This window comes from Streptomyces sp. NPDC048604, from assembly GCF_043199435.1.
In the GTDB taxonomy this organism is placed as follows: Bacteria; Actinomycetota; Actinomycetes; order Streptomycetales; family Streptomycetaceae; genus Streptomyces.
On record NZ_JBICVX010000031.1, the window covers coordinates 1 to 25,699 of the forward strand.

19 protein-coding genes and 1 pseudogene are annotated in these 25,699 nt (G+C 74.1%); 8 read left to right on the forward strand and 12 right to left on the reverse strand.

Annotation, left to right across the window (positions count from 1 at the left end):
* The 4 genes and pseudogenes from ACGFMM_RS35290 to ACGFMM_RS35305 all read right to left on the reverse strand — a co-directional run.
* Positions 1–713, reverse strand: a pseudogene (locus ACGFMM_RS35290) (urease subunit alpha); the annotation flags it as partial.
* Positions 710–1,426, reverse strand: coding sequence for an urease subunit gamma (ureA, locus tag ACGFMM_RS35295; RefSeq protein ID WP_393650580.1), 717 nt, complete (start codon positions 1,424–1,426; stop codon positions 710–712). The gene ureA and the pseudogene ACGFMM_RS35290, both read right to left, overlap by 4 nt.
* A 259-nt stretch (positions 1,427–1,685) precedes the next feature.
* Positions 1,686–2,267: a TetR/AcrR family transcriptional regulator gene (locus ACGFMM_RS35300; protein ID WP_393650581.1), complete on the reverse strand. Its 582-nt coding sequence runs from the start codon at positions 2,265–2,267 to the stop codon at positions 1,686–1,688.
* Positions 2,268–2,356: 89 nt separating this feature from the next.
* Positions 2,357–3,928: a serine/threonine-protein kinase gene (locus ACGFMM_RS35305; protein WP_393650582.1), complete on the reverse strand. Its 1,572-nt coding sequence runs from the start codon at positions 3,926–3,928 to the stop codon at positions 2,357–2,359.
* Between the two features lie 129 nt (positions 3,929–4,057).
* Between ACGFMM_RS35305 and ACGFMM_RS35310 the strand changes: the two genes are divergently transcribed.
* Together ACGFMM_RS35310 and ACGFMM_RS35315 are read left to right on the forward strand one after the other, a co-directional pair.
* The gene (locus ACGFMM_RS35310) at positions 4,058–4,768 is read left to right on the forward strand and encodes a TetR/AcrR family transcriptional regulator (protein WP_393650583.1); all 711 of its coding nucleotides are present in this window, start codon (positions 4,058–4,060) and stop codon (positions 4,766–4,768) included.
* A gap of 56 nt (positions 4,769–4,824) precedes the next feature.
* Positions 4,825–5,988, forward strand: coding sequence for an agmatine/peptidylarginine deiminase (locus ACGFMM_RS35315; RefSeq protein WP_393650584.1), 1,164 nt, complete (start codon positions 4,825–4,827; stop codon positions 5,986–5,988).
* A gap of 21 nt (positions 5,989–6,009) precedes the next feature.
* Here ACGFMM_RS35315 and ACGFMM_RS35320 read toward each other — a convergent pair whose 3' ends face one another.
* Positions 6,010–6,801 carry a DUF4239 domain-containing protein gene (locus ACGFMM_RS35320; RefSeq protein WP_393650585.1) on the reverse strand — a complete coding sequence of 264 codons (792 nt, stop codon included), beginning with the start codon at positions 6,799–6,801 and terminating at the stop codon, positions 6,010–6,012.
* A gap of 124 nt (positions 6,802–6,925) precedes the next feature.
* Positions 6,926–7,294, reverse strand: a complete 369-nt coding sequence (locus tag ACGFMM_RS35325) for an STAS/SEC14 domain-containing protein (RefSeq protein WP_393650586.1) — start codon at positions 7,292–7,294, stop codon at positions 6,926–6,928.
* Between the two features lie 209 nt (positions 7,295–7,503).
* Here ACGFMM_RS35325 and helR point away from each other — a divergent pair, with 209 nt between their 5' ends.
* Positions 7,504–9,669, forward strand: a complete 2,166-nt coding sequence (helR, locus tag ACGFMM_RS35330) for an RNA polymerase recycling motor ATPase HelR (RefSeq protein WP_393650587.1) — start codon at positions 7,504–7,506, stop codon at positions 9,667–9,669.
* A gap of 33 nt (positions 9,670–9,702) precedes the next feature.
* Here the strand turns inward: helR and ACGFMM_RS35335 are convergent, their stop codons facing one another.
* The 4 genes from ACGFMM_RS35335 to ACGFMM_RS35350 form a co-directional block, all read right to left on the reverse strand.
* Positions 9,703–10,536, reverse strand: coding sequence for a hypothetical protein (locus tag ACGFMM_RS35335; protein ID WP_393650588.1), 834 nt, complete (start codon positions 10,534–10,536; stop codon positions 9,703–9,705).
* 159 nt (positions 10,537–10,695) lie between these two features.
* Positions 10,696–11,358, reverse strand: coding sequence for a hypothetical protein (locus ACGFMM_RS35340; RefSeq protein WP_393650589.1), 663 nt, complete (start codon positions 11,356–11,358; stop codon positions 10,696–10,698).
* A 13-nt stretch (positions 11,359–11,371) separates the two neighbouring features.
* Positions 11,372–12,007: a TetR/AcrR family transcriptional regulator gene (locus ACGFMM_RS35345; protein WP_393650590.1), complete on the reverse strand. Its 636-nt coding sequence runs from the start codon at positions 12,005–12,007 to the stop codon at positions 11,372–11,374.
* A gap of 130 nt (positions 12,008–12,137) precedes the next feature.
* On the reverse strand, positions 12,138–13,415 hold the full coding sequence (locus ACGFMM_RS35350) for an amino acid deaminase/aldolase (protein WP_393650591.1): 1,278 nt from the start codon (positions 13,413–13,415) through the stop codon (positions 12,138–12,140).
* Between the two features lie 157 nt (positions 13,416–13,572).
* Between ACGFMM_RS35350 and ACGFMM_RS35355 the strand changes: the two genes are divergently transcribed.
* Positions 13,573–14,904, forward strand: a complete 1,332-nt coding sequence (locus ACGFMM_RS35355) for a D-arabinono-1,4-lactone oxidase (RefSeq protein ID WP_393650592.1) — start codon at positions 13,573–13,575, stop codon at positions 14,902–14,904.
* On the opposite strand, the gene ACGFMM_RS35360 is transcribed toward ACGFMM_RS35355, so the two are convergent.
* Positions 14,901–15,992 carry a hypothetical protein gene (locus ACGFMM_RS35360; RefSeq protein ID WP_393650593.1) on the reverse strand — a complete coding sequence of 364 codons (1,092 nt, stop codon included), beginning with the start codon at positions 15,990–15,992 and terminating at the stop codon, positions 14,901–14,903. The genes ACGFMM_RS35355 and ACGFMM_RS35360 overlap by 4 nt on opposite strands.
* A 139-nt stretch (positions 15,993–16,131) precedes the next feature.
* Between ACGFMM_RS35360 and ACGFMM_RS35365 the strand changes: the two genes are divergently transcribed.
* The 4 genes from ACGFMM_RS35365 to ACGFMM_RS35380 all read left to right on the forward strand — a co-directional run bounded on the left by ACGFMM_RS35365 (position 16,132) and on the right by ACGFMM_RS35380 (position 24,234).
* Positions 16,132–17,727 carry an AMP-binding protein gene (locus ACGFMM_RS35365; protein ID WP_393650594.1) on the forward strand — a complete coding sequence of 532 codons (1,596 nt, stop codon included), beginning with the start codon at positions 16,132–16,134 and terminating at the stop codon, positions 17,725–17,727.
* A 307-nt stretch (positions 17,728–18,034) separates the two neighbouring features.
* On the forward strand, positions 18,035–19,030 hold the full coding sequence (locus tag ACGFMM_RS35370) for an NADPH:quinone reductase (RefSeq protein WP_393650595.1): 996 nt from the start codon (positions 18,035–18,037) through the stop codon (positions 19,028–19,030).
* 101 nt (positions 19,031–19,131) lie between these two features.
* On the forward strand, positions 19,132–20,697 hold the full coding sequence (locus tag ACGFMM_RS35375) for an AMP-binding protein (protein ID WP_393650596.1): 1,566 nt from the start codon (positions 19,132–19,134) through the stop codon (positions 20,695–20,697).
* A 108-nt stretch (positions 20,698–20,805) separates the two neighbouring features.
* Positions 20,806–24,234 (forward strand): BTAD domain-containing putative transcriptional regulator, encoded by a 3,429-nt coding sequence (locus tag ACGFMM_RS35380; protein ID WP_393650597.1) that lies wholly within the window; start codon positions 20,806–20,808, stop codon positions 24,232–24,234.
* Here the strand turns inward: ACGFMM_RS35380 and ACGFMM_RS35385 are convergent.
* The gene (locus ACGFMM_RS35385; RefSeq protein WP_393650598.1) at positions 24,210–25,340 is read right to left on the reverse strand and encodes an N-acetylmuramoyl-L-alanine amidase; all 1,131 of its coding nucleotides are present in this window, start codon (positions 25,338–25,340) and stop codon (positions 24,210–24,212) included. The two genes, ACGFMM_RS35380 and ACGFMM_RS35385, sit on opposite strands and share 25 nt — an antisense overlap.
* Positions 25,341–25,699: the final 359 nt, after the last annotated feature.

Genomic DNA, 25,699 nt, shown 5'->3' on the forward strand with positions numbered 1-25,699 from the left:
TCCGCCAACGCCTCCACCAGCGGCGCCGGGTCGGAGGACGAACCACGGCCGAGGAAGCCGATGTTGACCGGCCAGGCGTCGAAGGCGTTGAAGGCATGGCGCAGGGCCCAGGAGGAGTTCACCCCGACCCCCCAACTGGGGCCGATCTCCTGGCCGATGATCGTGGTGACGCCGGAGGCCAGCGAGGCCTCCATGATCCGCGGCGAGAGCAGGTGGACATGCGTGTCGATCGCACCGGCGGTGGCGATCATGCCCTCCCCCGGGATCATCGTGGTCCCCGTGCCGACGACCACGTCGACGCCGTCCAGGGTGTCCGGGTTGCCGGCCCGCCCGATGGCGTGGATCCGGCCCTCGCGGATGCCGATGGACGTCTTGCGGATGCCGAGGACGGCGTCGATCACCAGGACGTTGGTGATCACGACGTCGCAGGTGTCGCGGACGGCGGCGGCCTTCAGATGCATCCCGTCGCGGGCGGTCTTGCCGAAACCGGCGAGGAACTCGTCACCCGGCTTCTGGGAGTCCGACTCGACCCGGACGACGAGTCCGGAGTCGCCCAGGACGACGCGGTCGCCCGCGCGGGGGCCGTGCACGGAGGCGTACTCGTGGGGGTCGATGTGCCGGCTGCGTCCGGGGACGCAGTGGTCGCTGTGATCGGCGTGGTGGCGGTGATCGCCGTGGCGGCCGTGATCGCCGTGGCGGGCCGGTCTGCTCATGTCCGCACTCCGTCCGACGCGTCGCGGATCGGAGCCGCACCGAGATAGCCGCAGGCCGCGGCCCGCGCAAGGGCGCGCAGCCGGGCGCCGGGGGCGTCCAGCGGGCCGTCGACCAGGCCGGCGAAGCCGATCGCGATCCGCTCGCCGCCGATCGGGACCAGTCCCACGTCGGCGGACTGCCCGGGATCGAAGCGGGTCGACGCCCCGGCGGGGGCCGCGAGCCGCATGCCGTAGGCGGCGGCCCGGTCGAAGTCGAGGCGCGGGTTCGCCTCGAAGAAGTGGAAGTGCGAGGTCACGCTGACCGGGACGCTCGCCGTGTTGCGCACCGTGAGCGTCACGGCCGGCTCGGGCGCGGCGGGTGCGTCCGGTCCGGGCAGTACGGCTCCGGGGGCGGCGTCGTTCCGCTCGCGGGCGCCGAACGGCTCCGCGACGGCCGCGAGCCGGGTGCCGTCGTCGAAGACGGCCTCGACCTGGATCTCGGTGACCACGTCGATCACGCCGGGCAGCACGTCGTCCGGCCCCAGGACCGACCGGGCCCGGTCGATCGCCTCGGCCAGGCGCAGCCCGTCGCGGGCGGCCTCGCAGACCGTGTCCGCGACGAGCGCGGTCGCCTCGGGGACGTTGAGCCGGAGCCCGCGCGCATGGCGGGCCCGGGCGAGTTCGGCGGCGGTGAACAGCAGCAGGCGGTCCCGCTCGGTAGGCGTCAGCTGCATGTCGACCTCCCGTACCTGACGTACATGGGTGCTTCCTTCCTCCCCTGCGCAGACCGGCGGGGAGAGAGCGAGGGAGTCGGGGCTCGCCCGGCGCGGCTCCCGCACCTGCGTGCGGCCGGGCCGGCGAAGCCCTGCGATGACCTCACTGTGGCACTGACTGAAATTTCAGTCAATACATCGGACAGCAGTCCATGAATGCGATTCCGCATGTCGACGAAGACCGCACAAGGGCCCTGAAGGCCCCGGGTCCGCGAGTCCGCTACGGCTGTCGCAGCCGGGCCAGCTCCACCTCGACGGACTCGGCCATGAGCGTGCGCGCATGACCGAGGGCGAGGCCGCCGCTGAGCCAGCGCATGCTCAGCCCCTCCAGCAGCGCCGTGAGCCGCTCGGCCGCCGCGGCCAGCGCGGCCGCGGGCGCCAGCGGCTGCACCTGGCCCAGCAGCGCCGCCACCTCCTGCACCCACTCCAGGGTCGCGCGGGCGAGGTCCTCGCGCAGGACGGGGTCGAAGACGGCGCTGGCCCGCAACTCGCCCCAGGCGGTGCTGTTCTCGCGAACCTCCGCGGTGTCCTGGAGCTCCAGGAGCAGGACCTGGTCGAGCTCCTCGCGCGGGCTCAGCGGCGCGGCGCCCGGCTCCTGGGCCGTGGTGTACCGCTCGGCGCGGTCGTTGATGTACTCCAGCGTGTGGCGCAGGACTCCGGTGCGGTCCTTGAAGTGGTAGTAGATCAGGCCCGTGGAGACTCCCGCCTCCTCGGCCAGTTCCTCCACGCGCAGGCCGCGGACCCCGCGCCGGGCGATGACCCGGGCGGCCGCTTCCAGGATCTGAGTACTGCGAGACGCCATGTCACGAACCCTATCCGGACCGGGGGACGCGGCGTTCGCCGCCCGTGGCCGCGCGACCGCGCCCGGCGGCCGGCCGTCCGCTCGTCGGCTCACCCGTTCTTCCTGTACTGGCTGACCGCGACGGTCACGGGACCGGCGCCCGAGGCCGCCTCGATCATCCGCGCCACGACGATCCGCCGGCCGTCGGCGCTCCGCAGGCAGAACGGCCGCTCGTCGGCGAGCTCCTCGAACGGCAGGCTCGTCACCGGCTCCGCGTCGAGCCCCCGCTCGCAGTCGGCGGGGCCGAGGGCGTAGCCGGGGGCGACGAAGGCGTCGACGTCCCCGGGCACCACGAACGCGTCCTTCTCGCGGGCCAGGTACCAGGCGGCGGTCTCGGCGGGGGCCACCTTCCCGGCGGCGAGGTCGAACTCGTAGCCGTCGTCGGGGGCGGTCAGTTCGACGTCCGCGTACCCCACGGCGTAGCCGGTGTCGCCGGGCCGGTCGGGACCGCCCGGCCAGGGCACCGCCCAGGCCGCAGCGACGAGCGCGGCGAGGAGGACGCCGGCCCCCGCCGCCCAAGCGGTACGGCCGCGCCGCGACCTTCGGCGGTCCCGGCGGGCCTGCGTTCCGTCGTACGGGCCTTCGGCCGTCGCGTCCCGCCGCGTCGGCGCCGGGGCCACCGGGCCGGCCGACCGGGTGGGGAGGTCGTGCGGAGCGATGTGCGGGGAGATTCCGCCGGGACGTACGGGCCCGGAGCCGGCCGGGCTCACCGCCCGGCGTTCGACCTCCCGGCCGACGGCGCCGGGCAGCCAGCCCTCGTCGAAGGCCGGCGAGGGCCCCACGGACGGGTGCGCGCGCACGGCGGCGATCAGGTCGGCCGGAGCGGGCCGCCGTCCGGGGTCCTTGTCCAGGCAGCGGCCGAGGAGTTCGCGCAGCTCCGCCGGTACGCCGGAAAGGTCCGCGGGCTCGTGCACCACGCGGTACAGCGCGGCCGACTCGGGTCCCGCCCCGAAGGGGAGCCGGCCTCCGGCCACATAGGCGGCGAGCGCCCCGAGTGCGAAGACGTCGGTCGCGGGCGTCACGGCGTGCCCGAGCGCCTGCTCGGGGGCCATGTAGGCGGCGGTGCCGATCCGCAGGCCCGTACCGGTGAGGCCGGTGGCGTCGGCCGCCCGCGCGATGCCGAAGTCGATGACGCGCGGGCCGTCCTCGGCGACGAGGACGTTGGCGGGCTTGAGGTCGCGGTGGATCACGCCCGCCGCGTGGATGACCTGGAGGGCCTCCGCGATCCCGGCGATCAGCAGCAGCACCGTGCGGGCGGGCAGCGGGCCGTGGCGCTCGACCACCTGCTGGAGCGAGGGGCCCGCCACGTAGGCGGTGGCGAGCCAGGGGACGGTGTCCTCCGGTCCCGCGTCCACCACCTGGGCGGTGAACAGGCCGTGGATGCGCCGCGCGCTCGCGACCTCCTGGGCGAACCGCCGGCGGAACTCCGGGTCGGCCGCGAAGTCCTCGCGCACCGCCTTGACGGCGAGGGGCCGCCCGCCGGGGGTCCGGGCGAGGTAGACGACGCCCATGCCGCCGGCGCCGAGCCGGGCCTGGATCCGGTAGCCGCCGATCTCGTGGGGGTCGTCGGGCGACAGCTCCGAGGGGGCCGACGGGAGTCCTGGCGACGGGATGGAGGACATGGGCGGCTCTTTCGGCGGTACGGAAACGAGAGGGCGCACGGCACGCCCGCACCCGATCGTGCCCCCTGACTAAAGTTTCAGTCAACAAGAACCTCGCATGGACGAGCCCACACGGAGGAGCGCGCGCAGATGACACAAGTGGCACAAGCAGTACAGGCAGCACCGGCACCTTCCGCGAAGGACAGGAGGACGGCGATCCTCGGAGCCGCTGCCCGGGTGATCGCGCGCCGCGGCGTCCGCGGGCTGCGCGTGACGGAGCTGGCCGAGGAGGCGGGAGTCTCCACCGGCCTGATCTACTACCACTTCAAGGACCGCACCGGAGTCCTGCGCCACACGCTGGAGCACATCAACGACCGCGCCGAGCGGTACACCACGGCCCAGCAGGCGGACGCCGCGCCTCTGACCCCGCGCGAGGAACTCGACCAGGTCCTGCTCCTGGAACTCCAGGACACCGCGGAGGTGCGCGAGAACAGCACGGTGTGGGGCGAGCTGCGCGCCGGCGCCGTCTTCGAACCCGACCTGCGGGAGGAGCTGGTGCGGGCGGGCGCCGCATGGGTCCGGGAGATCGCGGACCTGCTGGCCCCGATCGCGCCGGCGGCGCCCGAAGCGGCCCGGGTCGCGGCGGCCGAGCGGCTCACCGTCCTGCTGGAGGGCCTGAGCGTCCGGTGGCTGATCGGGACGCTGCCGGCCGGACACGCGACCGCGCTGATGCGGGAGGCGATCGCGGCAGAGGTGGCCGCACTGTGCTCGCAGCCCTCACATTTGACTGAAATTTCAGTCAGTGTCACAGTGGCGTCGACGGCCACCCCCACTCACGCCCGGTCGGCCCCCTCCACATGACCGCCGACCGCCGACCGCGTGAAGCTAGTCTCGCCAGCCCATGATCGGAGCACCTCGTGTCCTTCCTTCTCCCCTCCCGCCGCACCGCCCTGCGCGCGTTCGCCGGCATCGGCGGCGCCCTCGCCCTGGGCGCCACGGCCTGCGGCCCGCAGGAGACCGCGAACGGCAGCACGGCTCCCTCCCCCGCCCGCACCCCGGCCCCGGGCGGCGAGCGACGGTTCGGAGCCGAGTGGGAGAGCCACACCCGTACGTTCATGTCCTGGCCGGCCCTCGCCTCCGTCTGGGAGGAGGACCTGCCCTACGTACGGCAGGACATCGCCCGCATCGCCCGGGCCGTCGGGGAGTACGAGGCCGTCGTGATGATGGCCCGGCCGGACCAGGTCAAGGCGGCCCAGCGGGCCTGCGGCTCGCAGGTCGAGGTCATCCCGCTCGCCGTCGACGACCTGTGGGCCCGCGACACCGTGCCCGTCTTCGTCGAGGACGAGGGCGAGGTGGTCGGCGTCGACTTCAACTTCAACGGCTGGGGCGACAAGCAGGAGCACACCAACGACGCCCAGGTGGGCCGCAAGCTGCTCGCCAGGTACGGCATTCCCCGCGAGCAGGCGCCGCTCGTCGCCGAGGGCGGTTCCTTCGAGACCGACGGCGAGGGAACCCTGCTCGTCACCGAGAGCTCGATCGTCAACGACAACCGCAACCCCGGGAAGAGCCGCGACCGGATCGAGGACGAGCTCATCGAGACCCTGGGCGTGGAGAAGGTGGTCTGGCTGAAGGGGGTGCGCGGCGAGGACATCACCGACGCGCACGTGGACAGCCTCGTACGCTTCACCGCGCCTGGCGTGGTCCTCCTGGACCAGGCGTTCCCCGGCACTCCCCCGGACTCCTGGTCGCGCTCGGCCGACCAGGCGCGGTCGGTGCTGAGCAAGGCGACGGACGCGCGCGGCCGACGCTTCGAGATCATCGACCTGCCGCAGCCCGACCTCGACCGGATCACCGGCGAGGGCGAGGACTTCGTGTCCACGTACGCGAACTTCTACGTCGCCAACGACTCCGTCTTCATGCCCAGGTTCGGCGACCGGAAGGCCGACGCCAAGGCGAAGTCCATCCTCCAGGAGCAGTTCCCCGACCGGGACGTCGTCCAGGTGCAGATCGACACGATCGCCTCCGGGGGCGGAGGCATCCACTGCGCCACCCACGACCAGCCCGGCAAGCCCGCCGCCTGACCCCCGCGCCCCTGCCGGCCGTCACCCGCTCCAGTAGCGCGCCAGGGCGCCCGCGCGGTACGGGGCGGGGGTGACGCTGAGTTCGCCGGCGAAGGGGCGGTCGAGGACGACGATCAGGAGGAGGCTGAAGCCGATCAGGGCGGCCACCGAGGCCACGAACAGCAGCTGGATGCGCAGACGGCGCACGCCGTACAGGAACGTGAGCGGGATCAGGACCAGTGCGCCGCCGAACGCCAGGACCTGGAGCAGGGCCGGGAGTTGCTGCTCGGCCATGTTGAGGCGGGCGCGGCGCTGCGCGGCGATGTCGCTGAGCCGGGAGACGGCCTCCTCGTAGAAGACCTGTTCGCGGACGGTCTTCGGCTCGTACGCCTGCAGGACGTCGTACGCGGCCACGAGACGGTCCTCGGTGGACCCGTAGCTCGGTGCCCCCTCGCGCATCCGCGGCCACTGCTGCTCGACGACGGCGTGGACGTAGCCGCCGAGCGCCTCGTCCAGGCCGGCGCGCACCGGGGGCGGGAAGGCCGCGGCATCGCGGGCGATCAGGGCGATGTCGGTGGCCTCGGCGGACACCACGGTCTGGGTGTTCTCCAGCTGCGTCCAGAGGGTGACGATGACGAACGCCAGGATGATCCCGTAGATCGCGCCGAACATCCCCAGGGTCACCCCCACCATGTCGTTGTGCTCGCCGCGGGCCAGCGACGGGTAGCGGCGGCGGGCCAGCACGCTGCCGGCGACCGCCAGGGCGACCGTTCCGCCGACGGTGATCGCGGCCAGGGTGAACGTGCTGAAGTGGTTGAGCAGCCAGAGGGACATGTGCGGGGAGTCTAGGTACGGCACCGGCCCGAATCCCGGCATCGGCGCCCGCACGGCTTCATGATCACTGACTTGTGTGGGGTGGGGAACATCCGGCCGTCAACGTCCCCCGTCAGCACCGCCCTCAGGCAGCCACCCACTCCAAGGCCTCGGCGCGCCGCGCCAGCGGGAAGACCTTCACCTCGCCCGGGCTGATCCAGCCGAAGAGGACGGTGGCGTGCGTCATCCACTCGATGTCCGTCACCAGAGCGATGCGCCGCCAGGCGCGCAGATGCTCGGCCCCGACCTTGAGGTCCTCCCACACCGCCCCGCCGGTCATGCCGTCGAACGACGGCACGACGAGCAGGAAGCGCACCTCGCCGGTGCGGGCGGCCTCGGCGAGCGCCGGACCGACCGTCTTGCGGTAGTCCACGGCGGAGATCTCGCCGGTCGCCTGGAATCCGACGACGCCCTCGGGCATGCCTTCCAGCTTCGTGATCACGACTGCGAGCATTCCCCGGAACGTGCCGCGCCGCAGGCCGGGGGCGGCCGGACGAGTGAGAAACCCGGGGAAAAGAAAAAGGGCAAGGCGCTCACGCGCTCCTTGCCACTCTCAACTTATAGCGCACCGGGGGGCTTGCGGCAAGGCCCCCATGGTGGCGCACAATCACTGGCCTGAGCCGGAAGCTGGGGGATTGGGAGATTCACACCTTGCGTTCATCTTTGTCTGTTGCCGAATCGTCCGAGTCAGCGTTCCTGCTGCCCGCGCAGCTCGCCGCCAAGGCCGATCCCGCGCTCGTCGCCGACGACGAGAAGCACTTCGCGGCCGTCGCGGAGTGCGTCGAGGAGTCGGTCGCCGAGCTGACCGACCGGCTCGCCGTCCTGCGCCGGGCGCCGGGCGGCGCAGGGCGGGAGGCGCTGGAGCGGGACAGCGAGATCCACCGGCTGACCGCGCGGCTGCGCACCCTGCGGCGGTTCGGGCTCGACCTGTGCCTCGGCCGGATCGTCGGCGCGGAGGGCGCCGAGCCCGCGTACATCGGCCGGCTCGGGCTGACCGACCGCTCCGGGCGCCGGCTGCTGCTCGACTGGCGCTCCCCCGCTGCCGAGCCGTTCTTCGCCGCCACCCACGCCGACCCGATGGGCCTGGCGAGCCGGCGCCGGTACCGCTGGAGCGGCGGCCGGATCACGGACTACTGGGACGAGGTCTTCACGGCCGACGCGCTCGACGGGCATGCCGCGCTCGACGACCAGTCCGCGTTCATCGCCAGCCTCGGCGGCGAGCGGACGGAACGGATGCGGGACGTGCTCGCGACCATCCAGGCCGACCAGGACGCGATCATCCGCGCCGGCTCGCGCGGCGCGCTGGTCGTGGACGGCGGTCCGGGCACCGGCAAGACCGTCGTCGCCCTGCACCGCACGGCCCACCTTCTGTACTCCGACCCGCGCCTCGGCCACCGGCGCGGCGGGGTGCTGTTCGTCGGCCCGCACCAGCCGTACCTCTCGTACGTCTCCGACGTGCTGCCGAGCCTCGGCGAGGAGGGCGTGCGGACCTGCACCGTACGGGACCTCGTCGCCGAGGGCGCGACCGCCGGGGCGGAGCCGGATCCGGAGGCGGCGCGGCTCAAGTCGTCCGCGGAGATGGTGCGTTCGGTCGAGCTGGCCGTCCGGTTCTACGAGGAGCCGCCGACGGAGACGCTGACCGTCTCGACGCCCTGGGCCGAGGTCCGGCTGACCGCCGACGACTGGGCGGAGGCCTTCGAGGCCGTGGCGGGGACGCCGCACAACGAGGCGCGCGACCGCATCCGGGAGGAGCTGGCCGCGATCCTGCTGGACCGGCTGGGCAACGACGAGGTGCCGGAGGAATCGTTCCGCCAGGAGGTGCTGCGCGACGCGGAGCTGGTCGGGGCGCTGGAGCGGGCGTGGCCGCTGCTCGACGCGGCCGACCTCGTCGGCGACCTGTGGTCCGTACCCGCGTATCTGCGCCTGTGCGCGCCGTGGCTCGGCCCGGACCAGGTGCGGCGGCTGCAGCGCGCCGACGCGCAGGCCTGGACGGTGTCCGACCTGCCGCTGCTCGACGCGGCGCGGCGGCGGCTCGGCGACCCGAAGGCGATGCTGCGGCAGCGCCGGCGCGAGGCCGCGGTCACGGCGGAACGCGCGCGCATGGCGCGGGTCATCGACGACATCGTCGCGTCGGACGCCGACGGCGAGGGCGCGGTGACGATGCTGCTCGGCAAGGACCTGCAGGAGACCCTGGTCGACGGGGCGGCGCTGCCGGGCACGGACCGGGAGCCGCTCGTCGGGCCGTTCGCGCACATCGTCGTGGACGAGGCGCAGGAACTGACGGACGCGGAGTGGCAGATGCTGCTGCAGCGCTGCCCGTCGCGGAGCTTCACGATCGTCGGGGACCGCGCCCAGGCGCGGGACGGGTTCGCGGAGTCGTGGCGGGAGCGGCTGGAGCGGATCGGGCTCGACCGCATCGACGTGGCGTCGCTGAGCATCAACTACCGCACGCCGGAGGAGGTCATGGCGGAGGCCGAGCCGGCGATCCGGGCGGCGCTGCCGGACGCGAACGTCCCGACGTCGGTGCGGAGCAGCGGTGTTCCCGTGGTCCACGGGGTCCTCGGGTCGGTCGCGGACCTGGACGCGGTGCTCGACGAGTGGCTCGCCGAGCATGTCGAGGGCGTCGCCTGCGTCATCGGCGCGCCCGCGTACCGGCCGCGGTCGGAGCGCGTGCGGTCGCTGACTCCCGGACTGTCGAAGGGGCTCGAGTTCGACCTGGTGGTGCTGGTCGATCCGGAGCGGTTCGGGACGGGCGTGGCGGGCGCGGTGGACAGGTACGTGGCGATGACGCGGGCGACGCAGCGGCTGGTGATCCTCAGGAGCGCCTGAGGAACTCCCGCGGCACCGGCGCCGTGGCCTCGGTCAGCCGATGCAGATGACGAGCAGGCAGAGCTGCTGGTCCGAACTGCCGGGCTGGGCGGGCTGGTTCGGCTGCGTCCCGGTCGTGGGCGGCGTGGCCGGGGCGGCCGGCTCGGTCGCTGCGGGCTGCTGCGGTTCGTCGGCGGCGCCGGGCGGCGGAGCGGTGGGCAGGACGGTGACCGGCCGGTCGGCGGACGGGACGGCCGAGGGGGCCTTCGGCGCGGCGGTGCGGGGCGCGGCGGGTATCGCCGCGCGGTGCACGTCGGGCTCTGCGTGCCGGGGGGCCGTCGCCGGGGGCGGGGTCTCGTGGTCCCGCGCGGAGTCGGCGGCGGGGGACGCCGGCGTGGACGGCTGCGCGGCGGGCGGGGTCGCGGGCGCGGGCTCGTACGACGGCGTCTGCTCGGCCGGCGAGGTCGTGGGCAGGTCCTGCGGGGCGGAGGCGGCGAGGGCGCGGCCGGCCCCGTCACGGTCGAGGGCGGCGGCGGTCAGGCCGCCGCCGACGAGCGCGAAGGCGGTGGCCACGACCGCGCGGCGCTGGTTCTTCCGCCACCGCGCCCGCTGCCTCCGCCGCGCCGCGCGCCCTTCCGGGACGTCGGCGCCCGGCGCCGGCTCGACGTCGCCCCGCGCGGGGAGTCCGCCGGGGCCCTCGCCTGGCGCGAACGCGTGGGACGCGGAGGCGTGGGGCGCTGCACTCGCGAACGCGGTGTCCCACGTCGGGTCGGCGGCCTCGGCCGACGGCAGCGCGATGTTCGGGGCGATGTCGGGCGCGTAGGCGCCGCAGCCGGGGCAGACGAGGGCACCGTTGAGGTGCCGACGACACGCGGAGCAGTAGTCCATCTGCGTCTTCCTGAGTCGACTGCGCCGTCGGCCGGCGCACCGGCCACGACCTGAAGCGTTCGCGAGGGGAACCGAACCGGCGCAACGCTAACCAGATGATCGGAAGACTCTGTGCAGCCCCTGTGACGCTCCTGAGGGGAGTTCGGAAGACCCGTGGGGTCACGCGACGCCCGGCGGCGGCGCGGAGTCGAGCGCCAGCACGCGGGTGAGGGCCTGCGTCACGGGCCCGGCGTGGTCGGGGATGTGACGGGCGGCCCACGCGGCGGCCGCGTCGAGGAAGGCGGCGAGATCGCGCTCGGCGCCGGCGAGGAGGCGGCGGAGTTCGGCGGCCGGAAGCTCGATGACCGGGCTGTCGTGCCGCTCGGCGTCGACGGTCAGCCGGACGGTGTCGCCGAGCCGTTCGGCCAGCGGGTCGGGGTCGTGGCCGAAGCCGGCGCTGCCGCCGCCGTCGAGGACCTCGAACCACTCGCGCCACTCCTCCACGCCGCTGCAACAGCCGGGGACGAGGACGACGCCCGTGGACGTGTCGGTGACCCTCAGGCCGCCGGCCGCGTACGGGGTGTCGAAGGTGAGCAGGCCGTGCAGGAAGGAGCCCAGGGGGTCGGCGGGGCGGGGCGGGCGGTCGTCCCCGTGGACGCCGGGGTCGAGGTCGTTGCCCGCGGCGATGAGCATGACCGCCGTGCCGATCTCGGGGCGGCTCATCGCACCGCCGAGCGGCAGGAAGCCCGTGGACGAGAAGCCCGGGGACGGGACGGCGGCGACGGGCCACAGGGCGAAGTCGGCCGGGGGAAGCGCCTCCAGAACCGGCTGCATCACGATCATCCGCGGAAGCCGATCACGATGCGGCGTTGGGCGGTGCGGGGTTCGCCGGTGCGGGGTTGGCGGGTTCGGCGACCGAGGCCAGGTAGCGGGCGAACTCGTCCAGGGCGGCTGTGGCCGCCTCGTCGTCGCGGTCGATCAGCCAGCTCAGGGTGAGGCCGTCCAGGACGCTCAGGCCGTGGCGGGCGAGGACCGGCAGGTCGACCGTCCAGCGGATGCCGAGGGTGCGCGCCGTGGCCTCCAGGTAGTCGCTGCTGGTTGCGAGGTAGTGGCGGTACTGCCGGCGGGCCGCCTCCGCGAGGCCCGGCTGGCGCAGGGCGTACTGGGTGAGTTCGTACGTGACCTGGTGCTCGTCGGGGCGGCTGCGCACGCGGTCCCAGTAGAGGTGCAGGTTGGCCCGGATGGCTTCGTACGGGGTGGTGCCCTCGGGGACCGCGCGCACCGGGGCGAGCGAGCGTTCCATGATCCGTTCGGTGACGGACTGGAGCAGCTCCTCCTTGGAGCGGAAGCAGTAGTGGAAGGCGCCCAGCGGCACTTCGGCCTCCGCGACGACCGCGCGCGTGGTCGTCTTCGCCACGCCGTCGCGGATCATGACCCGGATCGCCGCCTCGACCAGTTGCTCACGTCGGTCGTCGGCTGACAGGCGGGCCATGGCGGTTGCTCCTCGAAGGCGGGTCGGTGTGCGGTCGCGGTGTCGTGTCGCGGTGCGGTGTCGCCGTGCGCTCGTACGTGCGGGTCACCGTCTCGTCAACGTACCCCAGCCTCTCGCCGCGCCCCCCGCGTCACAGGAACGCGTGCCGTTCGCCGCGGTACGTCGGGACGTCGCCCACGATCCGGTCGCCCTCGATCAGGTGCAGCCGGTCCACCCGCTCGCACAGTTCGCCCGCCTTCGCGTGCCGGAACCACACCCGGTCGCCCAGCCGGAGGCCGTCCGCCGCCGCGCCGGTCAGCGGGGTCTGGACCTCGCCCGCGCCCTCCGCGGGCAGCAGGCGCAGCCCCTCGGGCCACACCGGCACCGGCAGCCGGTCCGCGCCCGGCGCACCCGACGCGATCCAGCCGCCGCCCAGGACGGTGACGTGGCGGGGCGCGGGGCGGCGTACGACGGAGAGCGCGAAGTACGCGGCGGGCAGCGGGCGGAAGCCGCGGTAGTGGTCGAACAGTACGGGGGCGTAGATGCCCGAGCCCGCGCCCAGCTCCGTGACGGCCGGCTCCGCGGAGGTGGTCTCCAGGCTGCCGGTGCCGCCGCCGTTCACGAACTCCAGCGGCGCGACGGCGCGGACCGCCCGGATCGCGGCGGCGCGGCGGGCGCGCAGCTCCTGCGCCGAGATCCGCTGTACGAGCCGTACGGCGGCCTGCCGCAGGCCCGCGCCGGGCTGGTTGTCGCCGACGCCGGCGATCTGGCCCTCGTACGCCATGACGCCGACGAGCCGGAGCCGCGGCCGGGCCAGCACGGCCCGGGCCAGCCGTTCGGCCTGCTCGGGCGCGTGCAGCGGCGAGCGGCGCATGCCGAGGTGGACCCGGCCGCCGAGGAGCCGCAGGGAGGCGTCCAGGTCGAGGCAGACGCGGACGGGCGGCCCGGAGGGGCCCACGGCGTCGGTGATCAGGTCGAGGTGCTCGACGGAGTCGACCATGAGCGTGATCCGCCCGGCGGCCCGCTCGTCCGACGCCAGCCGGCGCAGGGCGGGCACGTCGGCGGTCGGGTAGCCGACGAGGATGTCGCCGGGACCGCTCGTGTCCGCCCCGGCGCCGTCCCCGGTCTCGGTACCCTCCCCCGCCCCGGCCAGCCACAGCGCCTCCGGCAGCGTGAAGGCCAGGACGCCCGCGAAGCCCGGCAGGGCGAGCACCTCGTCGATCAGGGGGCGGCAACGGAGCGACTTGCTGGCGAGGCGGATCGGCTTGCCGCCGGCGCGGCGGGCCATCTGGGCGGCGTTGGCCCGCAGCGCGCCCAGGTCGACCACGGCGAACGGGGGCTGGAGGCCGGCGGTGGCCGCCTGGAGCTCCTCGAAGCCGGCCGGGGCGACAGGGCGCCGGGTGACGTCCTGCGGTGCGGCGCTTCCCATGGCGTACCGCCTCTCTGCGTGGTGTCCGTGACCGTTCGCCGAGCCGTCACCGTCTCTTGGTCGTGCGTCCAAGTCAAGAGTCACGGACCCTTGACTTGGACGGTTGACCAAGTTCAGTCTGCTGCCGATCCGCCAACAGGTCGAGAGGACTCCTGGCATGAGCAGCATCTGGCGCAACTGGGCCGGCAACGAGGAGGCGCGGCCCCGACGCGTACTGCGCCCCGCGAGCACCGCCGACGTGGCCGTGGCCGTGAAGGAGGCGGTACGGGACGGGCTGCGGGTCAAGGCCGTCGGCGCCGGGCACTCCTTCACCGGCGCCGCCGTCGCGCCGGACGTGCAGCTGCGGCTCGACCTGCTCGACGAGGTGACCTCGATCGACGCGGAGTCCGGCCTGGTCACCGTCGGCGCGGGCATGCCGCTGTGGAAGCTCAACCCGCTGCTCGCCGCGCACGGCCTGGCCATGGAGATCCTGGGCGACATCGACCGGCAGACGATCTCCGGCGCGATCTCCACCGGCACGCACGGCAGCGGTGCGGCGTTCGGCGGCATCGCCACCCAGGTGCGGGCCCTGGAGCTGGTCCTCGCCGACGGCTCGGTCGTGACCTGTTCCGCCCTCGTGCGACCCGAGCTGTTCGCGGCGGCCCGCATCGGCCTCGGGGCCCTCGGCGTGATCACCCGGGTGACGCTCCAGTGCGTGCCGCTGTTCGCGCTGCACGCCCGCGACGCGGCGGCGCCCGTCGAGGAGACCCTGGAGCGGGCGCAGGAACTGGCCGACGCCGAGGACCACTTCGAGTTCTTCTGGTTCCCGCACAGCACGACCACGCTCACCCGCCGCTTCCGGCGGCTGCCCGGCGACGCGCCGCTCGCGCCGATCGGCGCGTTCTCCCAGCGGCTCGACGAGACGGTGACCGGCCTCGGCTTCGAGGCGCTCAACCGGCTCGGCACCCGCGTCCCCGCGCTCGTGCCGCCGATCGCCCGGTTCGCCGCCCGCGCCATGTCGTCGCGCGAGTGGACGGACCACTCGTACAAGGTCTTCGCCTCGGTGCGCGACGTCCGTTTCCACGAGGGCGAGTTCGCGATCCCGCGCGAGCACGCCGTCGACGCACTGCGCGAGATCAAGCGCTGGGTCGACGCCCAGGGGGAGCGGGTGTCGTTCCCGCTGGAGGTGCGGTTCGCCGCGGCGGACGACATCTGGCTGTCCACCGCGCAGGGCCGTGCGAGCTGCTACATCGCCTTCCACCAGTACCACCGGATGCCGTACGAGCGGTACTTCCGCGCCTGTCAGGACATCCTCGGCGGGTACGGGGGCCGGCCGCACTGGGGCAAGATGCACGACCTCGACGCGGCGGAACTGCGGGCCCGGTACGAGCACTTCGACGACTTCGTCGCGCTGCGCGACGCGCACGACCCGACGGGCGTCTTCGCCAATCCGTACCTGGACCGCGTCCTCGGCCGGGCTCCTGAGGCGCCCGGCCGGCCCGCCGCCTAGAACTGCCGGTGGTAGCGAGGCCGGTAGTGCACCAGCGCATCGAGGAGGTCGCGCAGCCACAGCGCCCGCGCCTGTGGCTGCCGGGCGAGCGTCCTGACGAACACCCTCCGGTCGGGGCGGAAGCTCCAGTTGGGGCGCAGCGGCAGGGGCTCGTCGCGCAGGACGTCCCGGGCCAGGCGCCCGCTCGCCGGTTCGGGCAACGGCGGCGGCTGGCCGAAGGCGAGGCACAGCCAGACGGCCGCGGCCATCGGCACCACGCCCGGGCGCCGTCCGGCCCGCTCCCCCGGCAGCCCCCAGGCCTCCCCCGTCTCCGGATGCCGCGGTACGAGGACGAGGTCCGCGGACTCGTCCGGCGCGGGAAGTCCCGGTCCCGCCAGGACCATCCGCAGCGCCGGCGCTTCCGAGCCCCGCGGCAGCAGTCCGTCCAGGGTGTGCCGGAACACCTCCGCCGTCCGCCCCTCCGGCACGTCCACGGGCCGGCCCTCCGAGGCCGCCACCACGCGGGCCACGGCGGCGCCGACCGCCGCCTCCCACACCGGGCTCCAATGCCCGAGCTGGTCCACCGGCGGGACGATCCGGCGCTCGGCAAGGACCGTCTCCCAGGTGAGCGGCCCCGGCCGAGGGCCGGCCGCGGCGACCCGGCGCACCGCGTCCGGGTGCAGCCACAGCGTCTGCCAGAGCGAGCAGTCGTCGATGCGGGTGGCGACCAGGGCACCGCAGGCCAGGCACACCGTGTTCGGGCCTTCGCGCCCGTCGAAGCCGCAGCAGGCCCCTTCACCGCCGCCGGGGAGCAACGCCGTGCCACGGGAGTCGCCCGGCGCGAGGAGAACCGCCCCGGGAGAGCCGTACGAGATCGCCCACACCGGCGCGTACCAGCCCAGGGCCTCGGCCTCCCGGTCAGGGATCTCGTCGAAGGGCCGCCACGGCGGCCCCGACGGCAGCGGGTCGACGGCGAACGTTCCCTCTTCCATCAGGACCGGCATCGACACTCCGTTGCCGTACCTCTGGTGGGCGTGGTCGGGGAACTCGACCTGGTGCAGGGGGGCGGTCAGCGCTGCCTCGCACTCTGCACAGACAAAGACGAACAAACATCCTCCTGTCCGTGAACAGGCGGATCATTCCATTGTCACCACCGCACGCCAACGTGTTTTTCCTCTTGTCGCGGGACGCACGCGCCTGCGGCAGGATGCGCGGCAACGCCGCGGTCACCACCCTCGAGGAGCCACTGTGATCTTCCGCAGCCCCCATCCCGATGTCGTCATCCCCGACGTCCCCGTGCACGAGCTGCTGTTCGGCACGATCGACGCGGGCGACCGGGACCGGGTCGCGATCGTCGACGCCCTGTCGGGCCGCTCGCTCACGTACGGCCGGCTCGCCGAACAGGTGGAGCTGTTCGCGGGGGCGCTGACGGCCCGCGGGCTGGAGCCGGGCGACGTCGTGGCGCTGCACGCGCCCAACTGTCCGGAGTTCGCGGTGGCCTTCCACGGCGTCCTGCGCGCCGGCGGCACCGTCACCACCGTCAACGCCCTGTACACGCCGAAGGAGATCGCGACGCAGCTGCGCGACGCGAAGGCCGTCCGGTACGTGACGGTGAGCCCGCTGCTGCCGACGGCGCTCGCGGCGGCCGAGGAGGTCGGCATGGCGGCCTCGGACGTGTACGTCCTCGACCCGGTCGAGGGGCACGACACGCTGGGCTCGATGCTGGCGGAGGGCCGCCCGGCGCCCGAGGTGGCGATCGACCCGTCGACGCATCTGGCGGTACTGCCGTACTCCTCCGGGACGACGGGCCGCGCCAAGGGCGTGATGCTGACGCACACGAACCTGGTGGCGAACATGTGCCAGAACGAGTTCGTGCTGCCGATGTCGGCCGACGACACGATTCTCGCGGTGCTGCCGTTCTTCCACATCTACGGCATGAACGTGCTGCTCAACGGCACGCTCAAGGCGCGCGGCACGCTCGTCTCGCTGCCGCGCTTCGACCTCGCCGACTTTCTGCGCACGGCGCAGGAGCGGCGCTGCACCTTCCTGTACGTGGCGCCGCCGATCGCGGTGGCCCTGACGAAGCACCCGCTGGCCGAGCAGTTCGACCTGTCGTCGGTGAGCACGGTGGTCAGCGGCGCGGCGCCGCTGGACGAGGCGCTCGGCGAGGCGCTGGCGGCCAAGCTGGGCTGCCGCATGATGCAGGGCTTCGGCATGACGGAGCTGAGCCCCGTCTCGCACCTGACCCCGGCGGACGGCTCGCTGTCGGTCGGCTCGATCGGCTTCGCCGTGCCGAACGTGGAGTTCCGGATCGTCGACCCGGAGACCGACGGCGAGATCGAGCCGGTCGAGGGCGACTACAGCGCGACGGGCGAGCTGCAGGTGCGCGGTCCGAACGTCATGGCCGGGTACCTGGGCAACGAGAAGGCCACCGAGGAGACGATCCTGCCCGACGGCTTCCTGCGCACCGGCGACATCGCGCGGCTAGGTCCGCGGGGCGAGGTGTACGTGGTCGACCGGCTGAAGGAGCTCATCAAGTACAAGGGCTACCAGGTGCCGCCGGCCGAGCTGGAGGCGCTGCTGCTCACCCATCCGGCGATCGTGGACGCGGTCGTCGTGGGCTATCCGAACGAGGACGCGGGCGAGGTGCCGCGGGCGTTCGTGGTGCGCCGGGAGGGCGCGGAGCTGACCGCCGACGAGGTGATCGCGTTCGTGGCGGAGCGGGTGGCGCCGCATAAGAAGGTGCGGATCGTCGAGTTCACCGACGCCGTGCCGAAGTCGGCGGCCGGCAAGATCCTGCGCAAGGACCTCCGCTCGCTGCCCCTGAACGGCGGCGCCGCGTAGGAGCACGCGCCGGGACCGCCGCCGCCCCTCCTGCGTGGCGGCGGTCCGCAGAGCTGTTCCCCCGAGCCCCGGCGGCGGCCGACCGGGTGAGCCGTACACTGCGCCTCGCGCCGCCCGCCCGGCGGCCCGAAGCCCGCGCCGAGCGGGCCACGGAGGCCCTGGCGGCTGACGGCCGCGCGTGACCCCCGCATCGAAGTCCGTTGGCTGCGTCCGGACTTGACGAAGTAGAGCGGAGGCGGCTAGATGACCTGACACAGTCGCCCCGCGGGCCGACCGGCGGGGTCGTTGTGTGGACAGAATCCGAGCCATGCGTGCTGCCTACATCGCGCAGTTCGGACCGCCGGAGGTCATCCGGTACGGGGAGCTGCCGACGCCTCAGCCGGGACCCAGCGACGTGCTCGTGGACGTCGACGTCTCGGCCGTCAACCATGTCGACACCTTCGTGCGCTCGGGAGCCTGGCGCACGCCCGTCCCGATGCCCCTGGTGATCGGACGGGACCTCGCGGGCACGGTCGCCGCGGTGGGCCCGGGCGCGGTCGGCTTCTCCGTGGGCGACCGGGTCTGGTGCAACAGCCTCGGATACGCCGGCCGGCAGGGCGCCGCCGCCGAGCAGGCGGTCGTCCCCGTGGACCGGCTCTACCCGCTGCCGGACGGGGTCGCCGCCGCGGACGCGGTGGCCGTCGCCCACCCGGCGACGACCGCGTACCTGGCGCTGTTCACCCACGGCCGGCTGCGGATGGGCGAGTCCGTGGTGATCCTCGGCGCCGGCGGCAACGTCGGAAGCGCCCTGGTCCTGATGGCGTCCCTCGCCGGAGCGCGGGTGATCGCGGTGGCCGGCGCGCGCAGCGCCGAGGACGTCCGCAGGCTCGGGGCGGCGGAGTTCGTCGACTACCGGGACCCTGACGTGACCGCGCGGATCAGGGATCTCGCCCCGCGGGGCGTCGACATGTTCGTCGACACCTCCGCGCGCAACGACCTGTCCGAGGCGGTGGACGTGCTCGCGCGGCGCGCCCGGATCGTCCTGCTGTCCGGCCTGACGACCCGCCCGGAGCTGCCGGCCGGTCCGCTGTACACCAAGGACTGCTCGATCGTCGGCTTCGCGATCTCCCAGGCGTCGATCGACGAACTGGCCGAGGCCGCGGCGGGGCTCAACCGGCTGCTCGCCTCGGGGCGGTTGCGGCCGCCCGCGACCGAGCCGATGCCGCTGAGCGAGGCGGCGCAGGCGCACCACCTCGTCGAGTCCGGAAAGGCGACCGGAAAGGTCGTCCTGTTCACCCGTCCCGAGGCCGTTCCCGGCGGCTGAGCAGAGCACGCCCCGCCCGTGGAACGGGCTGACGACCTCGCCGCGACGCCGCGGCGCAGCACGGAAATCACCGACATTCACACCGAGGGGATGTGCTCGCGATGATCCTGCAGCGCATAGGTAACAAAGGCATTCGCCTGGCAACACTCTTCGACAGGGCCGCCGCGAAACACCCCGCGAGCCCCGTGGTCCTCGACCACGACCTGGACATCGCCCCGGAACTGGGCCGGCGTCCGACCCTCACCGAAGTGGCCGCGCTGATCGATGACTTCGCGGCCCGCCTGTGGGCCGCCGGGGTCCGTCCGCGCAAGCGGGTCGTGGTCCACAAGACCAACGGCTTCGACATCACGCTGCTCGCCTGCGCCGTCAACCGGGTCGGCGCGGTGCCGGTGCTGCTGTCCCCGAAGCTGGACGGCGACACCGTGGCCGAGCTGCTGCGCCGCGTGGACCAGCCGTATCTGATCACGGACGAGGCCAAGCTCACCGAGGACCTGCCGGCCGAGGTGCTGACGCTGGCCGTGCAGACGCTGCTCACCACGGGCACGTACGAAGGCACGACCACGTTCGCCTCGCTGGCGGGCTCGCCGCGCGTCGCGCCGGTCGTCATGCCGCCCGACCACCCGACGCTGATCACGCACACCTCCGGCACGACCGGCGTGCCCAAGCTGGCCGTGCACACCGGCCGCACCTTCCAGTCCCGGTACCGCCCGCAGGGCACCGTGGCGAAGCTCGTCGGCCCGAACGAGCCGGTCGCGATCCACGTGTCGTTCGTGCACTCCCGGATGTTCACCGCGCTGCCGATCTCGATCCTGCAGGGCCACCCGGTGATCATCCTGAAGGAGGACGAGCCGGAGGTCGTCGCCGACCTGTTCAGCCAGGTCCCGCCCGGCCTGATCGAGGCGCACCCGAACACCTTCATGCGCTGGGAGGAGCTGGTCGACGACCCGCGCCGGCCGCTGGCGAAGGTGAAGTACTTCAGCTCCACCTTCGATGCCATCCACCCGCGCACCGTGCACGCGCTGCTCGGCGCCTCGCGCCGCAAGGGCGCGCTGTTCATCCAGATGTACGGGCAGAGCGAGGTCGGCCCGATCGCCGGCCGCACCTACAGCCACAAGCGGGGCGCGGAGGCCGACGGCCGCTGCGTGGGCGCGCCGTTCCCGGGCATGACGGGTGTCCGCGTGGTCAGCCGGGACGGCAACCCGGTGTCGAAGTCCAACCCGGGCTTCATCGAGGTCCGCAGCGACGGCCGCATCGTCACCTACCTGGGCGAGCACGAGCGCTGGGCGAAGCAGGTCAACGACGGCTGGTGGCGCATGGGCGACCTGGGCTACCGCACCAAGTGGGGCTGTCTGCACCTGCTGGACCGCGAGGTGGACCGGATCGACGGCATCGACAGCACCCTGGAGATCGAGGACAAGCTGTTCGCCCGGCTGCCCGAGCTGACCGAGGCGATCATCGTGCCCGGTCCGGACGGGCGCGCGGTGCCGGTCGTCTCCACCAAGGACGACAAGCCGATCGACCCGGTCGCCTGGCGCGCCGCGGTCGCGGACCTGCCGGCGCTGGCCGAGCCGGTGCTTTACCGCCTCGAGGACCTGCCGCAGACCGCCACCACCAAGATCAAGCGCCTGGAGCTGATCCGGCAGCTGGAGGCCCTGCAGCAGGGCTGAGCCGCCCGCCCGCGAACCGGAGGCCCCGACCACCCCAGGGGCCTCCGGTTCGTGCTTGCGGATCCGGCGAACGGGCCGGTGAGCAGGGCCGCTTGATAGCGTGATCACATGCGTTTCGGAGTGCTCGGTCCCCTCGGCGTGTGGACGGCCGACGGCCGGCCGGTACGGATTCCGGAGCTCAAGGTGCGCGCGCTGCTCGCCTGTCTGCTGGTGCACCGTGGACGCCCGGTCTCCGCCGACCGCCTGGTCGAGGACCTGTGGGGCGAACGGCTCCCGGGGAATCCCGCGGGCGCCCTGCAGCACAAGGTCTGGCAGCTGCGCCGGGCCCTGGAGGCGGTCGAGCCCGGCGGCCGGGACCTGGTGGTCTCGCAGGGGCAGGCGTACCGGCTGCTCGTCGCCGCCGACGCCGTGGACGCCGGCCGCTTCGAGGAACTGACCGCCCGCGCACGGGCGGCCGGTGACCCGCGGGCCAGGGCCGGACTGCTGGCCGACGCGCTCGCGGAGTGGCGGGGGCCCGCGTACGCGGACTTCGCCGACGATGAGTTCACCCGCCCCGCCCGCGACCGGCTGGAGGAGCAGCGGCTCACCGCCCTGGAGGAGCAGGCCGAGGCCCGGATCGACCTCGGCGAACACGCCCTGGTGGCCGACGAGTTGGGCGAACCGGTCGCCCTGCACCCACTGCGGGAGCGGCTGCGCGCCGCGCACCTCCGCGCCCTGTACCTGGCCGGCCGGCAGAGCGCCGCACTCGCCGGCTACGCCGAGCTGCGCACCCGGCTCGCCGAGGAACTGGGCCTGGACCCGAGCCCCGACCTCGCGGCGCTGCACCGCGCGATCCTGACACAGGACCCGACACTGGCCGGCGGGGCTTCGCCGGGCACGGGTGCGGTCAGGCCCGCGACGCTGGCAGCCGCGCCGAGCGCACGGTCCGGATCGAGCGCGCCGACCGTCCCGTCCGTACCGACCCCGCCGACCCCGCCCACCGTGTCGGCCGTACCCACCCCGCCGATCCCGTCGACCGCGCCCACCCCGCTGATCGGGCGCGAGGAGGCGATCGGCGAGCTGGCCGAACTGCTGGGCGTGCACCGTCTGGTGACGCTGACCGGCTCCGGCGGGGTCGGCAAGACGCGGCTCGCGCTGACGGTGGCCGCGCGGCTCGGGGACCGGTTCCCGGGAGGGGTGCGGTTCGCCGAGCTGGCCGCGCTCGGCCCGGGGCCGGCTCCGGCGCACGACGGCGCGCCGCCCGGCCGGCCCTCGGACGTGTACGAGGCGCTGGCCTCGCTGTTCGGCGTACGGGACGATGTCGCCGTCCCGCCCGGACAGGCGCCGCCGACCCCGGCCGACCGGCTGGCGCAGGCGATCGGCGGGCAGCCCGCGCTGCTGGTCCTCGACAACTGCGAGCACGTCGGCGAGGCGGTCGCCGCACTCGCCGAGGAGCTGCTGCGGGTCCTGCCGGAGCTGCGGATCCTGGCGACCAGTCAGCTGCCGCTCGGGCTGGCCGGGGAGTATCTGCGGGAGGTCGAGCCGCTGCGCCGGCCGGAGCCCTCCGCGGTGCTGTCGCCGCGGGAGCTGCTGCGGTTCGGCGCCGTGGAGCTGTTCGTCGCGCGCGCCTCCGCCGCCGCGCCGAACTTCGTCCTCGACGAGTCGACCGCCGGGGCGGTGGCGTCGATCTGCCGCCGCCTGGGCGGCGTCCCGCTGGCCCTGGAGATGGCCGCGAAGCGTGTACGGGCCCTGGGCGTACGGGAGTTGGACGCCCGCCTGGACGACCGGCTGCAGCTGCTCACGGCAGGCAGCCGCAGCGCCCCGGCCCGGCAGCGCACCCTGCGGGCGGTGATCGACTGGAGCTGGGAGCTGCTCGGCCCGCGGGAGCGCGCGGTGCTGCGGCGACTCGCGGTGCACGCCGACGGCTGCACGCTGGCCGCGGCCGAGGAGACCTGCGCCGGGGACGACTTCGACCGGTTCGAGGTGCTCGACCTGCTGGCCCGGCTCGTGGACTGCTCGCTGGTGGTGATGGCCGACGGCGACGACGGCCCCCGCTACCGGATGCTGGAGTCGGTCGCCGCGTACGGCCGGGAGCAGTTGCGGGAGGCCGGCGAGCAGGAGGATCTGGAGCGCCGGCACCGGCGGTACTACACGGAGTTCGCCGAGCGCGCCGAGGGGCCGCTGCGCGGCCACGGCCAGCGGGAGTGGCTGCGCCGGCTCGACACGGAGTACCCGAATCTGCGCGCCGCCCTGGACGGCGCCGTACGGGCCGGGGACGCGGCCTGCGCGCTGCGGCTGGCGAACGCGCTGACCTGGTACTGGTATCTGCGCGGCCGCGCGGGCGAGGCGCAGCGGTCGCTGAGCGCGGCGCTCTCGCTCACCGCCGGCACGCCGGACGCGGCGGCCGCACGGGCGACCGCCTGGCGCGGCGGGTTCACGCTGGCGCTCGGCGGGAGTGCGGACCCGCTGGCGGAGTACCGCGCGGCGCTCGCCCCGTACGAGCGGGTCGACGACGCGCCTGCCCGGGCGCGGGCGGAGTGGTTCCTCGGCGGCAATCTGTACGGGATCGGGGACCTCGGCCCTAGCGAGGAGCTGATGGACCGGGCGCTGGCCGCGTTCCGTTCGCTGGGCGACCGGTGGGGCACGGCCGCGGCCCTGAGCAGCCGGGCCTTCCACGCCAAGCGGCGCGGGCACACCGCCGCGATGCGCCGGGACGGCGAGCAGAGCCTGGAGCTGTTCCGCGAACTCGGCGACCGGTGGGGGCAGTTGCAGGCGATGGTGCCGCTGGAGACGCTGGCGGAGCTGGACGGCGACTACGCGCGGGCGGCCCGGCTGTACCGGGACGGGCTGCGGATCGCGGAGGACCTGGGGCTGTGGCCGCAGGTGTCGTTCCACCTCGCCGGGATCGGGCGGATCGCGCTGCTGAACCGGGACTACGCGCGGGCGCGGGAGTTCCACGAGCGGGCGAGGCGGCTCGCGGTCGAGCGCGCGGACCGGTTCGGGGAGCTGTTCGCGGAGATCGGTCTGGGGATGGGGGCCCGCCGGGAGGGCGACCTGGACGGTGCCGAGGCGCACATGCGCAGCGTGCTCGCGCTGCACCGGCGGATGCGGTACGAGGTCGGCCTCGCCGCCCTGGTCCTCGCCGAACTGGGCTTCTGCGCGGAGCTGCGCGGGGACGCGGCGGGGGCGCGGGAGCTCCAGCTGGAGGGCTACGAGGCGGCCCGCTCGACGGGCGATCCGCGTGCGGTGGCCCTGGCCCTGGAGGGTCTGGCGGGCGCGCAGGCCCTGGCCGGCCACCCGGACCACGCGGCCCGGCTGCTGGGTGCGGCGGAGGCGGCCCGGCTGTCGGTGGGCGTGCCGCTCCCGGAGGCCGAGCGCTTCGACGTGGACCGCGTCGGGGCCGCCGCCCGGCAGGCGCTGGGCCCGTCGGCGTACGGGACGGAGCACGCGCACGGCGCGACGCTCGCCGTCGCGGAGCTGCTCGCGCACCCGTCGCTCCCCCGGGGTACGCAGACCTGCGACGGCGGCCGCGCTCAGCCCGCGGCGTGGGCGGTCTGACGGATCTCGGGGAGCGCGCCGTAGAGGTTGTTGCCGGGGCACTCCGTCGGATAGCCGTCGCGGTGGCCGGAGATCCGGTTGAGGAGGACCTTCTGGCCGGTGGTGTAGTAGCCGTTGTCCGCGCCGGAGGTCAGCGTGACCGTTCCGGCCGGGTCGTACCCGCGGAGGCGGAGCTTCCAGGCGGCGACGCGGGCGACGGCGGTCCGGGCGACGGCCTCGGCGGTGGCGGTGTTGTAGTTGCCGAGCATCGAGACGCTCGCGGTGTCGGTGTTGAACCCGTAGGTGTGCGCGCCCTTGACCGGCCGGTCGATGCCGCCGGCCCGGCCCTCGAAGACGGTGCCGCACTTGTCGACCAGGAAGTGGTAGCCGATGTCCTTCCAGCCCTGGCTCTGCACGTGGTACAGGAAGATCCCGCGGACCAGGGAGGCCGACTCGCCGCAGTCGTAGGCGTTGGTGCCGGCCGTGTGGTGGACGAAGACGGCCTTGACCTCGCTGGTGTACGTCGGCGCGCCCGCCAGGGACTCGTCGGCGCCCCAGCCCGACCGTGAGGTGACGGGCGGCAGCCCGGCCGCGGCCGGCTCGCTCTCCGGGACGGCCTCCGGGGTCGGGGCGGGCAGCTCCGGGTCGCCGGGGTCGACCAGCTCCACCCGCAGCCCCGCGGGCAGCCGGTCGCCGGTGGCCCGGAACTGGACGCCGTCGGAGGCCCCGGTCCACAGCGGCTGCGCCCCGGCACGTACGCCGTCGGCGGCGGCTTCGCGGCCGGACTCGGGGACGCGGGCGTCGGTGTCGAGGGTGCGCCAGGTGGTCCACAGTCCGGTACGGGCGTCACGGGTGCGGATCTGGGCGGTGCCTTCCAGCTGCACCCGGGGTTCGTCCCAGGTGAGGCCGATCATGCTGAAGGGGCCGGTGGTGCGCGCGGGCAGGGCGCGGGTGCCCGGGTCGGCGCCGGTGGGCACGGGCACCGAGTGGACGGAGCCGGGGCGGCCGGGCGGCTGGCCGGCCGGGCTCTTGGTGGCGGTGGCGGTGGTCGCCGCCGAGAGGGACAGGAGGGCCCCCGCGGCCCCCACCACCGCGGTCGCCGCGGTCAGGGTGCGTGCATGTGCCATGGGTACTCGGTGCTCCCGGTGCGAGTGCGAGGCGTCGCACGGCTGTGTACCGGGCCGGCCGGCGGAGAAAACCTATAACCCGCCTAAAGCGGGACATTGCCCTACGATCGGCCGCATCCAGCCGGAGGGCGCGAGCTTCGTCACGGAACGGCGTTCCCCGACTCGCTGGCATCGTGGCACTGAGTGTGTTTTGCTGAGGGTACTCAGTGCCAAAAGCCACGCTGAAGCCGTGTATGTAGGGAGAGCGCCAGGATGGGCAAGGACTTCGACCTGTACCGGCCGTCGGAGGAGCACGACATGCTCCGTGAGACGGTTCGTTCGCTCGCGGAGGCGAAGATCGCTCCGTTCGCGGCGGCGGT

What these genes read in the sequence shown, in the direction of transcription:
- ureA (WP_393650580.1), bottom strand. Translation starts at nt 1,426, where the DNA reads ATGCAGCTGACGCCTACCGAGCGGGACCGCCTGCTGCTGTTCACCGCC.
- ACGFMM_RS35300 (WP_393650581.1), bottom strand. Translation starts at nt 2,267, where the DNA reads ATGGCGTCTCGCAGTACTCAGATCCTGGAAGCGGCCGCCCGGGTCATC.
- ACGFMM_RS35305 (WP_393650582.1), bottom strand. Translation starts at nt 3,928, where the DNA reads ATGTCCTCCATCCCGTCGCCAGGACTCCCGTCGGCCCCCTCGGAGCTG.
- ACGFMM_RS35310 (WP_393650583.1), top strand. Translation starts at nt 4,058, where the DNA reads ATGACACAAGTGGCACAAGCAGTACAGGCAGCACCGGCACCTTCCGCG.
- ACGFMM_RS35320 (WP_393650585.1), bottom strand. Translation starts at nt 6,801, where the DNA reads ATGTCCCTCTGGCTGCTCAACCACTTCAGCACGTTCACCCTGGCCGCG.
- ACGFMM_RS35325 (WP_393650586.1), bottom strand. Translation starts at nt 7,294, where the DNA reads ATGCTCGCAGTCGTGATCACGAAGCTGGAAGGCATGCCCGAGGGCGTC.
- ACGFMM_RS35335 (WP_393650588.1), bottom strand. Translation starts at nt 10,536, where the DNA reads ATGGACTACTGCTCCGCGTGTCGTCGGCACCTCAACGGTGCCCTCGTC.
- ACGFMM_RS35340 (WP_393650589.1), bottom strand. Translation starts at nt 11,358, where the DNA reads ATGATCGTGATGCAGCCGGTTCTGGAGGCGCTTCCCCCGGCCGACTTC.
- ACGFMM_RS35345 (WP_393650590.1), bottom strand. Translation starts at nt 12,007, where the DNA reads ATGGCCCGCCTGTCAGCCGACGACCGACGTGAGCAACTGGTCGAGGCG.
- ACGFMM_RS35350 (WP_393650591.1), bottom strand. Translation starts at nt 13,415, where the DNA reads ATGGGAAGCGCCGCACCGCAGGACGTCACCCGGCGCCCTGTCGCCCCG.
- ACGFMM_RS35355 (WP_393650592.1), top strand. Translation starts at nt 13,573, where the DNA reads ATGAGCAGCATCTGGCGCAACTGGGCCGGCAACGAGGAGGCGCGGCCC.
- ACGFMM_RS35370 (WP_393650595.1), top strand. Translation starts at nt 18,035, where the DNA reads ATGCGTGCTGCCTACATCGCGCAGTTCGGACCGCCGGAGGTCATCCGG.
- ACGFMM_RS35375 (WP_393650596.1), top strand. Translation starts at nt 19,132, where the DNA reads ATGATCCTGCAGCGCATAGGTAACAAAGGCATTCGCCTGGCAACACTC.
- ACGFMM_RS35380 (WP_393650597.1), top strand. Translation starts at nt 20,806, where the DNA reads ATGCGTTTCGGAGTGCTCGGTCCCCTCGGCGTGTGGACGGCCGACGGC.
- ACGFMM_RS35385 (WP_393650598.1), bottom strand. Translation starts at nt 25,340, where the DNA reads ATGGCACATGCACGCACCCTGACCGCGGCGACCGCGGTGGTGGGGGCC.